General features: G+C 56.4%; 10 protein-coding genes. All 10 read right to left on the bottom strand.

Annotation, left to right across the window (positions count from 1 at the left end; all coding sequences use genetic code 11):
• Nucleotides 1–630: 630 nt before the first annotated feature.
• A complete protein-coding gene (locus N1030_RS00005) occupies nucleotides 631–1,158 on the bottom strand; it encodes a type 1 glutamine amidotransferase domain-containing protein (RefSeq protein ID WP_265826903.1) in 528 nt (175 codons plus the stop codon).
• A 177-nt stretch (nucleotides 1,159–1,335) separates the two neighbouring features.
• Nucleotides 1,336–2,418 carry an HDOD domain-containing protein gene (locus N1030_RS00010; RefSeq protein WP_265826904.1) on the bottom strand — a complete coding sequence of 361 codons (1,083 nt, stop codon included), beginning with the start codon at nucleotides 2,416–2,418 and terminating at the stop codon, nucleotides 1,336–1,338.
• Between the two features lie 28 nt (nucleotides 2,419–2,446).
• Entirely contained in the window at nucleotides 2,447–3,436 is a 990-nt protein-coding gene (locus N1030_RS00015) for an NAD-dependent epimerase/dehydratase family protein (RefSeq protein ID WP_265826905.1), read from the bottom strand.
• A 41-nt stretch (nucleotides 3,437–3,477) separates the two neighbouring features.
• Entirely contained in the window at nucleotides 3,478–4,848 is a 1,371-nt protein-coding gene (gene pelG / locus N1030_RS00020) for an exopolysaccharide Pel transporter PelG (RefSeq protein ID WP_265826906.1), read from the bottom strand.
• A complete protein-coding gene (gene pelF, locus N1030_RS00025) occupies nucleotides 4,836–6,377 on the bottom strand; it encodes a GT4 family glycosyltransferase PelF (RefSeq protein WP_265826907.1) in 1,542 nt (513 codons plus the stop codon). Before pelF ends, pelG begins: the two co-directional genes overlap by 13 nt.
• Entirely contained in the window at nucleotides 6,374–7,495 is a 1,122-nt protein-coding gene (locus N1030_RS00030) for a HEAT repeat domain-containing protein (protein WP_265826908.1), read from the bottom strand. The genes pelF and N1030_RS00030 overlap by 4 nt, the downstream gene beginning before the upstream one ends.
• Nucleotides 7,473–8,894 carry a sensor domain-containing diguanylate cyclase gene (locus N1030_RS00035; RefSeq protein WP_265826909.1) on the bottom strand — a complete coding sequence of 474 codons (1,422 nt, stop codon included), beginning with the start codon at nucleotides 8,892–8,894 and terminating at the stop codon, nucleotides 7,473–7,475. Before N1030_RS00035 ends, N1030_RS00030 begins: the two co-directional genes overlap by 23 nt.
• A gap of 6 nt (nucleotides 8,895–8,900) precedes the next feature.
• On the bottom strand, nucleotides 8,901–10,874 hold the full coding sequence (locus N1030_RS00040; protein WP_265826910.1) for a tetratricopeptide repeat protein: 1,974 nt from the start codon (nucleotides 10,872–10,874) through the stop codon (nucleotides 8,901–8,903).
• A gap of 24 nt (nucleotides 10,875–10,898) precedes the next feature.
• The gene (locus N1030_RS00045; protein WP_265826911.1) at nucleotides 10,899–13,739 is read right to left on the bottom strand and encodes a tetratricopeptide repeat protein; all 2,841 of its coding nucleotides are present in this window, start codon (nucleotides 13,737–13,739) and stop codon (nucleotides 10,899–10,901) included.
• Nucleotides 13,736–15,850, bottom strand: a complete 2,115-nt coding sequence (locus N1030_RS00050) for a polysaccharide deacetylase family protein (protein ID WP_265826912.1) — start codon at nucleotides 15,848–15,850, stop codon at nucleotides 13,736–13,738. Before N1030_RS00050 ends, N1030_RS00045 begins: the two co-directional genes overlap by 4 nt.
• Between the last annotated feature and the right edge of the window lie 13 nt (nucleotides 15,851–15,863).

Below are 15,863 nucleotides of genomic sequence, written 5' to 3' on the forward strand. Positions count from 1 at the left end.
GCCGATGATACTGCCAGGGAGCTGGTGGGAAAGTAGGCCGCCGCCAAGACTTATTTCCAAAACGAAAAACTCCGGTAACCGATGAGGGCCGGAGTTTTTCTGTTTTGGGGGTAGTGCCTCATCCTTCCATCCTTTCTTCTTATCCCTTCCTATTACTTTTACCTTTGTCATGTATTGCGAACTGGGCCTTGGTAAGTATTATCTAGAGTAGGCTTTCACCGACTACATTACGCCTTAGCTAGCTTTGCCCGTTGCCGCCTTCAGCGGGACCAGAAGGGCCTCAGCCGGTCAGCAAGGCCCCTCTGGACTCCCCTGCCTCGCCCAAGCTGTCCATTGAAAGGGCACCCATCCCGCCGTGGAAGCGGAGCGCTTCCAATCGGCCTTATGTTTTGTGAGGGAAAGCAGGGGCATTTTCCCTTCTTTGCTTTCCCTTTGAATGTGTCTGGGGTGGTGCTGTCTGCTTGTGATGTCATGGGAATCCTCGACAGCATTGGGTTGCGGTATAAGCAGTGAGTAAGGTGTACTACTCCTTGCGAGCACTATTCAGCTGGATACAACGCTTGCTCATAATTTGTAGGATGAAATGAAAAAGGCCCCAATGGGGCCTTTCAAGCATTTAATTGTAATAGCCTATTTTTCGGCCGCATATTCCAGAATGGCGCGGCAGAAGTCCGGCAGGTCGGATGGGCGGCGGCTGCTGATCTGGTTGCGGTCGACAACAACGGACTTGTTTTCCCAGATGGCCCCCGCATTCTCAAGGTCATCCTTGATCCCGGGAGTGGATGTGCAGCGATAGCCCTTCATGATCTTGGCAGAGATCGGGATCCATCCCGCGTGGCAGATGTGGGCAATAAGCTTGCCTGCTTCATGCATTGCGCGGGTAATCTCCAGCACCTTGTGATCGCGGCGCAGTTTGTCCGGGGCGAATCCACCAGCCAGCACGAGCATGTCGAAGGTGTTATGGTCCATATCTGCAATGGCGGCATCGGCTGTGCATGGATAGCCGTGCTTGCCAGCGTAGGTGTGGCCCTTTTGGGGACCGGCGACCACAACTTCCGCGCCGGCTTCCTCCAGACGAAGCTTCGGATACCAGAGCTCAAGGTCTTCATAAACATCGTCCACGAACATAAGGACACGTTTGCCTGTAAGGGTCTGCATGGTGGGGCTCCTTGCATGTGTTGTAGGAAATGAACAGGCTGCCGAACACTGTAGTTTCTGCGATAAAACGCAGTAAAGAGCAGTGGGGAAAACGTCAGCGTAATAGCGAGGAATGCCTTTAATGACATTCTGCCCTGCACGTCAATGAGACGAGGGATTTTCTCAGGCTATCGCTATTTATAACGACGAATGCAGCATGATCTGCGAGACGGTTTCTATCTCAAGGTGCAGGTTGGCAATGGTTTCTTCCAATTGCTGGGGCGTGAGTCCGAGTTTCTCCCAGGAGAGCTGGGAGACTGTGGGGACGTAGTAGTCGCCTCGGGCATAGTAACCAAGCGCTTTGGCCATCGCATCTGCAAGGTGGATGATGTGATGATCGTCGATGTCATCCTCCGGCGCTTCATCCGGCGTATGATGGAAACGGACGGCATGGGTCGTGGCAGGGCTTAGATTCCATTTGTCGAGTATGTTGGAACCGATCTCCACATGGCTGAATCCGAAGACAGCATCTTCGGCCAAATGCAGGGACAAGCCGCGGCCGATGGCATAGTTGTAGACGGTCTCGGCCTCGTCCGGAAAGCCGCCCAGAATGAACAGGCGGCCGATATCATGAAGCAGACCGTCAACAAAGTAGCGTTCGGGCTCAGTCCTGCCGGTTTGCTCAGCCAGCCGTTTGGCAATGGAAGCGCAGGCAATGCTGTGCAACCAGAATTCTTCAAGCGAAGTGCCGTGCAATTGCTTGTTGAAACCGCTGATAAGCGTCGCCCCCATGGCAAGGCTGGCCAGAGGCCTGAAACCGATGATCGCAACCGCTCTGGAGACGGTCTCCACCTTGGAAACCAGTCCGTACAATGGGCTGTTCACGAGACGTAGCAGAGAGGCGGTAAGCTTGACGTCGTTGCTGATGATTTTGGCAATGTCGCTGGCTGAGACCTTGGGGGAATTAATCGCTTCCTGTAGCTGAACGACCAGTTGCGGGAGTGCAACGAGGTTGATGCGCTGCTGAAGGATGGAGTCCATGGTGAACTTGCGGGAGAAGCTTGGCGGCATCAGGTTTTCCGAAGGTGTCGGCGGCTCCGGAATCTCTCCTGTATCAATGCCTTGGGCGAGGCGTTCCAGCAATTCGCTGTATGCAAAACGAATAAGTTGCGCCACGAAGGGATGGTCGTGGTTTGTATACCTGAAGCGGAGCTTGAGAGACGTTTTGGCCTTTTCGCGCGCTTCGGGAGAAATGGATTCCAGTATTTCTTTCGTGATCATGCAACTTCCATGTACGAGGCTTAAGCCCCTAATCAATCTGTTCGGTCCGCATCCAGTTTATGGTGCGGTCGAGACCTTCTTCAAACGGTACAGTAGCTTTGAATCCAGTTTGCCTCGTAAAGCGGGAAATGTCAGCCTGTGAATGGTAAATATCACCGGCACGGCAGGGGCCGAACAGGATGCTGCTGCCCTTGCCGGTATTGGCTACTACCTTGTCGGCGAGTTGCTTGATGCTGATGGAGTTTCCTGTGCCCACATTGAAGATGCCACCAAGCGGTGCCGTGCTGCCTGTGGAGGGAGCCGGAACAATGCCTGCTGCTATGAGGTAGGATTGCACCACGTCTGAGACATAGATGAAGTCGCGTGTCTGACCGCCGTCTCCGAAAATGGTCATATCCTCTCCGGCCACAGCCTGCGTGATGAACTTGGAGACAACGCCGCTATATGGACTGCTGGGATCCTGCCGCGGTCCGAAGATATTGAAAAAACGCAACGAGCAGCCGAAACCGCTTTCCTGCATGAGGGTGGAGGAAAGGTACTTTGAACGACCGTAAGGACTGTTGTGGACGGTTTCCGCCGTTGCGTATTCCTCTCTGAGGGGCAGGCGGGGATCATCGCCGTATTCGGCAGCGGAACCAGCAAAGATGAACGCCTTTGCGCCCGCCCGCATAGCCTCCTCATGCAGCGCCTTTGTTGCGGTATAGTTGGTGGCCATGGTCAGTTCCGGATGTTCCATGGAAAAGGCAACCATGACCACGGCAGCCAGATGAAAGACATACTGAATGTCGGGACAGACGGCGGTTGCCGAGGCGAGCACTTCGTGATGGGTGATGTCCCGCTCCACATAGTGGAACTGATCGTTTTTGAAAGCTTCCGCAAGGTTCCTTGCTTCGCTTGCGGGGCGGATATCAACTCCGACAACAGAAAATCCCATTGCAAGCAGGGTATCGGTCAGGTGGCTTCCTACGAAGCCTGCGCAACCGGTAACAAGGCAGGCAGGTCTGGATGCTGAGGGCATGGTATGTCCTTGCGAGAGTGGGCCGAGGTGCCGAGCGGGTGTTAACCGATGGGCTGGCGGGCAAATGTTATATATTCAAGGTTGCGAATGTTCCAATCCAGTAGCCAGTATGCGGCAAACAGGGCCACAAAGCAGGAATAGCAGTAACCGTAACCGTAGAATCCGGCGCCCATATTGGTGGTGATCCAGCTGAACAGGCCGTTGGCAACGAGGAACAGCGAAGAAACGATGAGCACTTCCTTACGTAGGTCAAAATAAAACAAGATGATAATAACAACAGACAGCAGTACCTGCAAGAAGGCGCCGGTCAGGGCTATGCGGTAGACTGGGGTTTGTATGGGGGAAAGCTGGGCCATGGCGATGATCTCTGGTGCAAAGGCAATGCAGAGCGTTGTGATGGCCCCTTGAATGATGAGGATTTCTCGCAGCGAATGATGCAGCGAGTCAACAAGGCGTCCCTTTTCTTCCAGAATGGCGTAAAACGGAAGGTTTTCAAGAACCTTGGCGTAGTAGCGTTTGTAGTGGTCGTAAAAAGACGTTTCCACTTTCATGAGGAAGATGGCAAGCGTGGGCACAATGGTCAGATAGGCAAAGAATATCGGTCCTTCATACAGGTCGTGCGTCCTGAAATAGGGGACGATGGTTCGTGAGTCAGGCGCAAACCAGAAAACGATTTTATCTATCCATATGGCCAGATTGTAGATGATGCCTATGACTGCGAGTTCCCAGTATTTTTTGAAATAGCTGAACAAGGCTCGGTCGAAAATGGCCCCCACTTGGAATTCGGCAAGAAGTCGTGCGAAAAGCCAGTAGAAGATGATGGCTTGTCCGATGAGATAACCGAGCATGTGCCCTTCGGCACCTAGCGGGTGGCTGAGCCATATCGCCCCGGCAATGCTGATGGCTGTGCCGATGGCAAAGGCCAGAACGATCTGGATGTAGTCCTTGACCGACGAAATGAAAACCATGGCGAGCCAGATGAGGCTGACCACGGCAAAGAGCATGACGGCAAGCAGTTTGTAGTAACCGGAAATCTCGAATCGCAGGTACGCGGCTGTCGCGAGCGGTACGCCCAGGCAGAGGATTGCGGCACAGCAGCTCCAGAAGGCGCGCATGGTCGATTCCACCCTGCCGAGGAAGAGTTCGTCCGCAAGGTAGCGGGTGGAAATCAGTTGGAAGAACCCCACGAATACGAGCGAAAAGGCATAGGTATAGATGATGGTGGCCCGGAATATCTCGTGGTCCACATTGCTCAGGGTCTGTTCCCGGAACAGCCCGAGCACAGAAAGCGTGAAAATACTCATGAGCCAAGGGCCGGAGGAAATGAGCGCGGCGTACAGGTAGGCGCCCAGTTCGTTCAGGTAGGACCCCTTGCCGAGTATGCGTCGCAGTTCGAAGCCTATTCCCGCCATGATTCCTCCTTTCCAGAAGGACCGGTGCCGCCGGGGCCGGACCAGTCGGGATGCTCCATGAGTTCCCTGTACAACGTGTCATAACGGGCATTGAGAGCAGATTCGCTGTAAAAACGGGCGATACGCTCCCTGCCGGCGTGGGTCATGCGGCTGCGGGTTCTGCTGTCGCCAAGTATGCTTATGATGCCGTTGGCGGTTTCTGCCGGGTTGGCAACGCGGGTCACAATACCGGAGAGGCCGAGCGAGCGGTCTTCGGCTACGCGTCCTTCAAGCAGTTCGCGGCACGCGCCTACGTCGGATGCCACAACGGGAATGCCGGCGCAGTTGGCTTCCATGACGACCAGAGGTTGCGCCTCGCTGATGGAGGTCAGCACCACGAGATCGAGTTTCGGGTAGTATTCGCGGACGTTGACACGGCCAAGGAAGGATACCGCGTGCTCAAGCTGCAGTACTTTGACCAAATCAACGCATTCTTCATAATACGCTTCGTCCTCTTCAGTCGGCCCCATGATCCAGAACTGCACGTTGCTCATCTTCAGCGATACAGCCTTGCAGGCACGGATGAAGGTCTTCACATCCTTGATGGGAACCACGCGGCCTACAAAGCCGACAGTAAAGGTTTCCTGTGTTTCAGACGGGTAGTCGGCGGGTTTCAGGTGCCGGAACCCGTCAATGTCAATGCCGTTGGGGATAACCTCCGTCCTCCAAGGGTCCGCGCCATCCTTGAGTTGTATCTGCCTGTTGCCTTCATACAGGGTGACGACGCGCTCGGAGTAGCGGTAGGCAATTCTGCCCAGAGCGTAAAATGTTTTGACCCAGAGCTGCTGGTACAGGCCCAGATCCTTTTGCACCCGCAGGCGTTCATCTTCCTTCTGCGGCAGCGATTCGGACTGGGCTATCTCGATTTTTCGTTCCTTCGTATAGATGCCGTGCTCGGTGAGCAGGAGCGGCCGCGCCTGTGTGATGCGTGCCACAGCGCCAATAAGGCCCGCGTAGCCCGTGGAAACGGAATGGTAGACGCGTGCCTTGGGCAAGTCCACACCAAGGGCTTTGAACATGGGCAGGTGCGTAAACCTGTATGTCCAGAAATAGTTCATGAACGGGGCGTCGGGTACGTTGGTCTGCACCTGTTCGACGAGAAATTCCCATGCCTTCGGGCCGTGCATGAGTTCCCACAGGGGGTAGCGGTCATTCTGGAACGCATCAATGATGGCTTTGAGATCGTCGTGCGAAAGAGTGCCTATGGCTTTGTGGAACGATCTGATCTCTTCCATGTGCTTCTTGCTGAACCGTTTGAAAAGCTTGCGGCGAGGCTTCTCCACGTCATGAATATAGAGCACCTTGGGTGGCAGAAAATTATCCGGCAGCTCATATTTGTAGGGATGCTGTTCCTTTTCGGAAGGCAGAATGCAGAGCGCTGTGAAGGTGAGGTCCGGCAACCCCTTGATGAGGTTGTGCACCCATGAGGATACCCCCCCCGCGACAAAGGGGTACGAGCCTTCCAATATGAAGCATACGTCAGCTGTCATGCCCGTGCTCCCGCAGGGCCTTTGGATGGCTGATCCTGCTGGGCCCAGAATACATAGAGGGCCCGGTTGAATTCATCGGAGTCGCGGGTGTCGGGTTTGTTGACCCGCATGGTGTACATCTCGCGCCGAAGCTGTTGCCAGTCGCGCATGTCATAGTACACCCAGCAACGGCCCAGTCTCCCTTCCAGATGGGTTTCCGGATAATCGAGTGCGAAGGAGAAGGTGTTCAGTGCGGCGGTGTGATCCTTCAGTTCTATGCATATTTTGCCGATCTCGATGTGCGTTGCGTAATCCTGTTTTTCCTTGTCCAGATACTGCCGGAACAGCTTGCGGGCCTCTTCAAGGTAGTAGGTCTTCATGCTGGCTTCCGGCAAACCGCTGTGGGCATAGTCGCGGCAGGTGACTGCATAGTCCCGGATTGCCCTGCTGTCGCCGGAGGCGGCCAGTTCTTCGGCCTTTTCAAGTCGTTCCATGGCGTCTTCTTCCAGTTGGGAGAGCGCCGTGTGGGCAAAGAAGCGTACTTCCGTGGAAACATCGGAAAGGCTTTCCTTCAGCAGTCTTATGGCACGCGGGCTTTTCATGCGTTTGAGCAGCATGATGGCACCACGCTTCAGGTCTTCGTCTCCTCCCAGAAGGATGTCCACAATGGGCTGCGTGGCGAGTTCCTCCCGCAGAAGATCGTCCATGGAGCGCCGGATGGCGACCTCATCCTCGGCGCTGAGTTTCAGCGTATCCCTGTCGAAGTCGTGCGCAAGTCCTTGGGAGTGTACGAACCGTCTGGTGATGGCTATGGTCAGGGGCATGCCCACAATGCCGATTACAGGCAGAAACAGGGCAATCAGCCCGGTGAGCTTGGGCAGATACCAACCAGCGCCCGGAAAGCTGTCCGGTTTGTAGGCATAGAACAGGGGCAGGGCGGATGATGCAAGATGCAGTGCGGCTGCAAATATCCATTGGCGGGGCGTGGGGGGAATGGATTCAAGCAGTACGAAGCAGGCAGCTCCTTCAAGGGCCATGGCGACAAGGCACACAACCAGAAGGAATGTGTAGGCCCGGGTGCGCTGCCGTCTCTTCCTGATATGTTCGTTTGTGAGATCAGGCTGCGATAACGGCGTCATGAATGTCCTCCGTCACTGCTGCCAGAAGTTCGTCCATATCATTAGTAGCAGCCGTCATGGCTGCCGTTCCGACCCGCAGAGCCATGAGGTTTGCTTCAAGTTCAAAGCTCATGATGACAAGGGCCTGATATGCACGGGCGATGTTGTTCACCACCACCTTGGCCCCCTGCAGGGGGGTGGTGGGCAGCACGACAACAAAGGCCCCCGGTTGTTCATGCAGGAAGACAAGATCAATATTGCGCAGATGCGACTGCACCACGGCGGCAAAGGCGATAAGCGTTGCCTGCTGTTCCTCCGGAATGCGCTCGGTAAACCCCGGAATTTCGAGATGAATCAGGGAAAGCTCAAGGCCGTACCGCTTGGCACGCTGGAATTCCTCGTTCAGACGGCGGCGCAGATATTTGTAGTTATATACGTCCGCGATTTCGTCAGTGATGAGTTTTTCCTTTGTGCTCCGGTGGAGCAGGGCGTTTTCAAGGCTTGCTCCGCACCAGTCGGCGATCAGTTCCACCATGCGTATGGAGGCGGGGTTGAACTTGAGGAACGGCATCCGTTCAACAACCAAAACTCCCACGGCCTCAAGCCCGCTGCTGGAGAGCACCGGAGCCGCGATGAGCATGCCTGCGTTGTCGGATTCGTTGCGCAGGGCAGCATCGATGGTGACGGCTTTGCGTTCCTTGTAGACGGTGTAGAGCGGTTCCGTTTCCGGTCCCAGAATGCCTTTGGGGCGGGGTGAGGTTGTGCGTTTCGAGGCCTTCAGTTGGAACGAGTTGTTTTCCATTATGTAGATGGAACACTCCTCCACATCGAGATACTGGCGCAGCAGATCGAGAATGGCCATGTAGATGGAGTCCGCATCAAGGGTGCGCAACGCCTGAGCCGCCTCATAGATTGTGCTGAGGGTGTGCTCCTGCGAGAATATGCGCGTATCCATCTCCACTTTGGCCTGTTCAAGGGTTTGGAGCTCCCTCTTCTGTTCGTCAGCGACTTGGAGGCTTTCCTTGAGAGTGGTCTGCACGGCGTCCAGTTCCCGCATGTGTCCCTGACGGATTTCACCCAGAGCCATGCCGGTAACCCAGAACAACAGCGGCGGGCCCCATAGTTCAATGGAGTGCAACTCCAGCAGGGAGATATCCGGAATGGTAGCCGTCTTGAACAGCAAATAGAGCATGCCGGACATGAAACCGGCGAAGAAGCCGGGGAAAAAGCCGTAGCGCACGGCAATAAGAATCACCACTATCCAGTAGGGATGCGGCTGTACTTTCATGAACCCTATGTCGGTCTTGAACAGCAGTACGTTCAAGACCGTGATGAGCATGAGGCCCAGCAGAGTCTCTACAATATAGATCAGGCGGCCCTTGCCGGATTCCGCTTTCGGATTGAGTCGGGTTACTGCCATGGTGTTCTAGAACCGGAAGATTATGGATGAGGTGATGGCCTTGGCTTCTCCGCCGCCAGCCTGTCCCGTGTCGCTACTGTATTCCGCGCCAACATCGATATCAGCCCGTTCTCCCAGCCGTATGCGCAGGCCTGCGCCTGCGTTGTAGACAGGGGAGAGGCGGAACACATCATACCCCGCCGAACCGAATGTACGCAACCCGATATATTCATTGTACCAATGAAGCATGTCGAGCCTCAGCGTATGGATGTCTTCCTTGTCCACCAGATCCACGGGACGATCGGCGGGATCGCTTTGTCTGTAGTGCTGGCGGGTTCTGGTAAAGATGTAGGATGCCGAGATGTCGGGCAGATAGCGGATGCTGCGGGTGAGGGCGAACTCTTCACGCTCCTGCCATGAGTAACCGGAATTGTTTTCCAGTGAATAGCGCTGAGCCCCTGCTGAGGCGCTCATGGTCCAGAAATCGTTCAGGGCTTTCTCATATCGCGCCGTATAGGTGTCGGTGGTACCCTCTCTGTCCACCGCATCCAGTGTGGAGAGCCACGGGGTGCTATATTCCCCTGTCAGTTGGAACGTGCCGCCCAGAAGGGCCCTTCGCTCCACCCCGGCCTCAACGCCAAGACCCTCTCCCTTGCCGGAGAAGAAGCTGACCCCGCTAAGGACGGTCCATTCCGTGTCAATGTCGTAGCGGGAACGCAGGGCGTGGCGCAGCACTTCGCGGCCTATGCTCGGAGTTCCGTCGCTTGAACTGCTTCTGTCTATACGGGTGCGCTCTTCGGATGCAGCAAGGCGCCACGAAGGGGTTATCTGCTGGCTGTATTCCGTTTCCAGCGTATTGATGGAAACGTTTCCGGTCTGGGTTTCGGAGCGGAAATCAAAGCGTAACTGCGGGCAGCGGTCGCGATAGATGGTTTGGATGACTTCAGCCGCGTTTTCGTCCTCGGGGTTGGCGTCATATATCTCGCTGAATCGTTCAAGGGCTCCGTGCCAGTCGCCCGCATTGAGGCGCGCATAGGCATAATCCGCCTGAATGCCGGTATCCTCGGGGGTGCGTTCGAGAACGGCCTCCAGCCAAGGATAACTTGCTTCGTAGTTCCCGTTTTCCTCTGCCAGAAGCAGGTACAGCCGGGCTGTCTGCCTGAGGGCGTCAAGGCTGTCGGGACGTCGTTCTCTCCATGCCGCAAGCTCTTTTTCGGCTTCTTCCCAGCGTCTGCTTTCAATCAGGGTTTCAGTGTAGCTGGCAAGAATCTCTTCCTCCGGTCCGTACTTGGAGAGGAGTGTCCGGTACATGGCGTACGCCTGATCAAGGTCTCCCTGCCTGAAGGTGCTTCGGGCAATGATGAGTTCCGCCTGTTTCGAATCGGCTGTGAACGGGGTAAGCGGAGCCTCTTCGTTGCGCACGGCGGCCTCCTGCACGGTTGCAGGCGGTGTCTGCTCGTATTGCTCAATCGTCGGAGCAGTCGCCATGGTTTCCTCGTCCTGTCCGGGAGCGGAGGGAGGTGCGCTTTCCGTATCAATGGCGGATATGACCGGCTTCGGGGGCTCTGCAATGGACTGTTCGGGAACTGATATCTTCAGGCCTGTGGTGTCATGCAGCTGCTCGTCGGAAACTATCCGGGAAGTGCGGAGCGTGGCGTCAAGAGAACGCACCAGAGGTGTGCGTCCGCTTGAGCGCAGGAATGCTGCGGCTGCCTGCCGTGCCGCGGAGAGGTTGGGGGTGGCGGTCAACTCCACCACGTACCATAGGCTGTTGCCTGTTCCGTACAGCAAGAGCAACTGGGCGTCGGTCTGTCCTTCCTCGCGCAGGCGGAGGACTGCTGCAGCGGCTCCTGCCGGGTTGCGTGCGGAGTCTGTTTGCACGGACCATATGCGGCCGGACGTGGCATCGGCATCTTCCGCACGGGAGTGCACCGTGCAGAAAAGTACAGCCAGCAGAATGGCCGAGAGGCAGAGTATGTGAGGCGTGCGTACTGGTATCATTATGTATTCCGCTATGCTGGAGCCCTAGGGCTGCAACGCTTCCTTACGGGTGCGACCATCCTGCCGGACGGTCATATCGGGGCGCAGGATGCGCTTCAGCAGTCGGGCGGCTATCTTGTATTCCTTGAGCGCGTATTCATTCTTTCCCGTTATGGTATACAGTTCGGCGAGCCTGAAATGAGCGTCTCCGTCATTGGGGTAGCGCCTGTTGTATTCACGGAACAGGGTAATGGCTGCCCTGATGTTGCTGTTCTCGGCGTGGATCATGGCAGAGCCCTTGAGGGCTGTCGCATTATTCGGAACACTCTCAAGTACTTTGGAAAAAATCTCAAGTGCGGGGCCGAGATGGTCTGCAAAAAAAGCTTCCGCACCGAGGTTTGCAAGAAAATCGGTATCGTCCCCGTATGCTCTGGCGAGCTTGCCGTACAGGGAGGCTGCCTTCTGTCGCTGCCCCGCAAGATTGAGCAGGCGCGTGATGGCGAGCGCGCGTTCCTTGGGCAGAGGATCTTTCGCGAGAAGCGGGCCGAAGAGTTCAAGCGCCTTGGCCGCGTTGCCGGTATTGCCGTATGCCTCGGCAAGAGTCAGGCGATCCTCCTCCTGCAGGGCATTCACGCCGTAGGCTTCATACAATTCCACGGAGCGTTTGTACTTGCCGGAGTAGAGCGCATTGCGGGCCGCTTCGAGCATGGTCGGCCGATCCTGCGGGTTGATTGCGAGGGCTTTTTCGAAATAGGCAAGCGCCTGGACCGTGTCGCCTGCTGCAGCCCATGCGGTGCCTGCGGCAACGGCTGCGTCGAAATTCTTTTTGTCCGTAGCGACTATGCGGGACCATATTTCGGCAGAGGTCTTGTAATGGCCTGTGTCGAAGGCCAGTCCCGCGACCTTGCGGGCGAGCGCCGGATCGTTCGGTGTGTTTTTGTAGATCTGATACCAGAGGCGATATGCCTGTTCTGTAATGCCTGCGTTTTCAGCGATAACTGCCCATCTGCGGAGTTGGTCCACATTCTTGCCTGAGCCTGTGAAGCGGCTGAGCAGAGCCTCGAATGCCGCGGTGTCACCTCTCGATGCAAGCGCCTGTGCGGAAGCCATGGCGATGTCTTCATCATTCGGCCGCAGCTTTCCGGCAATCTGCAATGCCTGAAGGAGGGCCGCCTGCTCGCCCGTGAAGGAGGCGATTTCGATCATGCGCAGCACCTGCCCCTTGTCGCCGCGGGACAGTCTGGCAGCCTTTTCCGCATAAGGGAGAGCCTTGGCGGGAGTATTCACCCACAGGAAGATCTCGGCGGCCGAGTCAATGACCTTGAGCGAAGCGGGGTGCAGGGCCGCAGCGGTTGTGGCGGCATCTTCCACGGTGACCGGATCGGCCGTATAGCCTGCCATTTCCAGTATGCGGATGGCATCCTGCTCAAGGCGACCGGCAACGGCAACCTTTTTCAGCAATCGGTAGGCCTCGGCAGGCTCGTTGACCGCAAGCAGCGCATCGGCTCCTGTTCTCAGGAATTCGGTATCATCCGGTTCATGGTAGAGGGCAAGGCGGATGGCTTCGAGTACTGTGGGCGGATTGCCTGTCGCCTGCGCCACGTCGAGCAGACGTTCAAGCTGGTCACGGGATGGGGTGGCCTTCTCCATCTGCGCCCGCAACAGGGCGTAGGCCTTGTCGGGTTCGTTGAGGGCAAGGTGCAGTTCAATTTTTGTCTCGACAATGTCCGCCCTGTCGGTGGGGTATTGCACCGCCTTTTCAAGCGCCAGACGCATGGTCGATTGCTCTCCGCTGAAGAGGGCTGCCGTGAGCATGCGGCCGAGAATATGGAAGGTGTCCAGTGCGGAGCTGAGCAGTTTGTCAAACAGGTTGAGGGCCTTGTCCGTCTTGTTTGACTCGAGGTAGACCTCGGCCAGCTGCTCAGCGTAATCGGGGTTGTCGGGGGCCGTTCTGGTCAGATTCTCAAGTGCGTATTCAATGGTGTCTCTGTCTGAGATCCGGCGTGCTACGTTGCCGAGCGCGAGGAGCACCTGCTCGTTCCCCGGAGTCTGTCTGTCCACTTCCTTGAGATAGTTGAACGCTTCCCGGATCTGGTTGTTCCACTGCATGATCAGGGAATAGCGCAGGCGGGCGGCAACCCCACCCTGGATGGTGTCAACCTTCAGGGCAAATTGGGCACCTTCCTGCAATTTTCCGGTGCGCAGAAAATGTTCAAGACAGAGAGTGGTATATTCTTCTTCCGAAACAGTCTCACCTTCACGCAGTGCTTCATTCAGGCGTTCCGAGACCACGAACAGCTGCTGCATGAGCAGGTCGCGCAACGGTTCGTACTCTTTTTCCAGACGGATTTTGGCAAGGTTGAGCAATTCGTCCCGCAAAACGTTTTGCACTGTCAGTCTGGGAGGGGAGGCGTTTGCGCTTTCCAACAGGACAAGGCGGGCAATGGCATGGCTCTCCTTGTCCGGCATGCCGTAATAGCGGTAGTGAGATACAAGGGTGCGCAGCGTGTCTGCCCGCGCCGGGGTGGCCGCGACAATGTCTTCGTAGATGGGAATGGCCTGCAACGGCTGCATGTTCCATTCGTAGTACCTGACAAGCCGTTCCAGCATGGCAAGGTTGCGGGGTTTCAATTCGTGGGCTTGTTGCAGGAGAACTATGGACCGCTCCGGTCGGCCAAGCAGGTGGTAGACTTCGGCTGCCGTCATGAGCAGGGCATAGTCTGCACGGTTGTCCGCCAACGCTTTTTCGACGATGGCCTTTGAGCGTTGTATGTTTCCGCTTTCGAGATACAACTGCGCCATCTCCCGCTGGGTGGGATAGATGAACAGCGTCAGTACAAAGACCGAGGCAAAGAAGCAGAGAACGTAGAGCGGGTTGATTCTCACGGGAAGCGAATCTCCACGTCACCGGTGACAACCTCTTTCAGGGCCAGAGTGCCGTCTTCGGTTACAGATGTTCTGTTCTGTCCGGTTGCGGTGGTTACTGTAACGGGCATATCCGGAGAAAGGCCGCCAAGCGTCACGCTCCCCTTGCCGAAGCCATCATAGCGGAAGCGGATGCCGTGTGCGTTGCTTGTGAATGTGTGAATCCATCCTGTGGCGCTGCGAACGTATGGCGTTGCGTTATGCGGCGAATCGCCGAGAACAATGCGGGCTTCCGAAGTCCCGGGTGCGAGATGGACGAAAAGACCCTGCGGCTGCACGTCATACCCGAGTACATTGGTGCAGCGGGCAAGATCGGGAACCCTGTTGGTGGTGTCAAAGCGTACGCTCAGGCAGGTGCCGTAGTTTTTCAGGACGTATGTGCTGCCTTCCCGTGCAAGCGTGGCGGAAACAAAGTCCTGCACCATGGGGATGTAGGCGGAGGTGAAGATGCGCGCCACGTCCTGCGTCCCGATCCAGTCGTACACGTCCAGCAGGGCCTGCAGCGAGGCGTCATACTCGGCGCTGTAAAAGTGGTAGTACGCGTTTATGGGCATGAGGCGGCGCGGAGAACCGGTTCGCTCCATGGTGCGGGTGATGTAGCGAAACGCGTGGAAGGGACCGGTCCATAGGTTGGTCAGGATATTTTCGTTGGCCTGGCCGGTGAACACCTGCACATAGGGGCCCACCTGTTTGTACAGGGGAGAGACGGTGGTGAGGGAATTGTTGCGCTCGTCAAAAATGGTGTCGCCGCCGTTGATATTCATCATTCCCGCTTCGGCAGCAATGCGCATCACCGGTTCCTTGGGATCGCATGAACCGGACCACTGGATGAGGCGGCAGGGCTTGCCGGCCGGCGCAAGATGTTCACTGATCCATTGGCAGGAATCCACGATTTCACGTTTCGGGTCGAAGGAATAGCCTTCAACCGGAATACCGTATTGGTCCAGTCCCAGTTTTTCCTGGAAGAGCATGGCCTTGGCTTCGTCGTCCGCATCCCAGTAGAATGGGTGGCTGAAACTATGCGAGCCTGGCTCTACGTTGGGCATGGCGAATATGCTGCGGGCGGTTTCCATCAGATTTTCGCTGCCTTTGAGTTGCGGGTCCACCTCTGCCTGAATGACGGACACCGTGACAGGAAAGTCTACCTTGGCAAGCACCTTGTCCCGGATGATTTCTGCGCAGTTTCTGGTCTTGTCTACATTGGTGAAGCCGTTGAATCCGTCTGCATCAATGTGTGAAAAGGCTATGCGTTTGCCGTTCAGCGTGGTGGGGGTGAGGGCTGGCAGGCCTGCAAGCCCCAGAGAATCACTAAGGAAGGCAAAGGGATCCAGGTATAGTTGACGCCGGAAATCCGCGGGGTCCATCCATGATATGTATTCCGGCAGAGCCATACCTCCCGCACTGGAAACGGCGACAGCTACGCCTGTAGTGCCCTCTGCCGTATTTCGTATGCTGAGCCACGGGGTGATGCCCTCGCTGCGCACGGGTGTTAATCGCTCAAATGCCGGTGGGATGGTAGGCAGGGGGCGCTCGAAATTCATGTTGCCGCCGACCGTGTCGTAGGCAAGCAGGTTACCAGCCGTGGTGGACTCCGGTGAAAAGGTCAGACCTATACGCGCCAGAATGCGGTCCAGACGGTTGCGGGTTTCCTGAGAGGCTTTCTCCGCTATATCCGTGGGGTGGTTGAGAAAGATGATACGTATTCCCTGAAGGGAAACGGTGTCGAGCCATTTGATGAATGCGTCAGGAGCCTTGATGGCCTGAGCATTGTAGGCACAGACGACAGCGCGCCATTCAGCCGGGTCAAGCTTTTCAGGCAGCGGTTGGTCAATGTCCCGATAGACGGACAGCATGCCAAGATAGTTGCCCGGCATGGCAAAGCCGCGGCGCCATATGTTGTCGCTGGCAAGCTGACCGGAGCTTTCACTGTAGAACGCCAGGATCTTGCGTGCGACAGGCTCACTCGCTGCCTCGCTGCGGGCATGGCTGCAGAAAACAGCTATGCCTGTGATGCACAGGCATAGCAAAAGATGGCGTAATCGCTTGAGGATGAGGGGAGAGCGTTCTTGCATTGTGCCCCCGGCA

It is taken from the genome of Desulfovibrio mangrovi (genome assembly GCF_026230175.1).
GTDB lineage: Bacteria > Desulfobacterota > Desulfovibrionia > Desulfovibrionales > Desulfovibrionaceae > Halodesulfovibrio > Halodesulfovibrio mangrovi.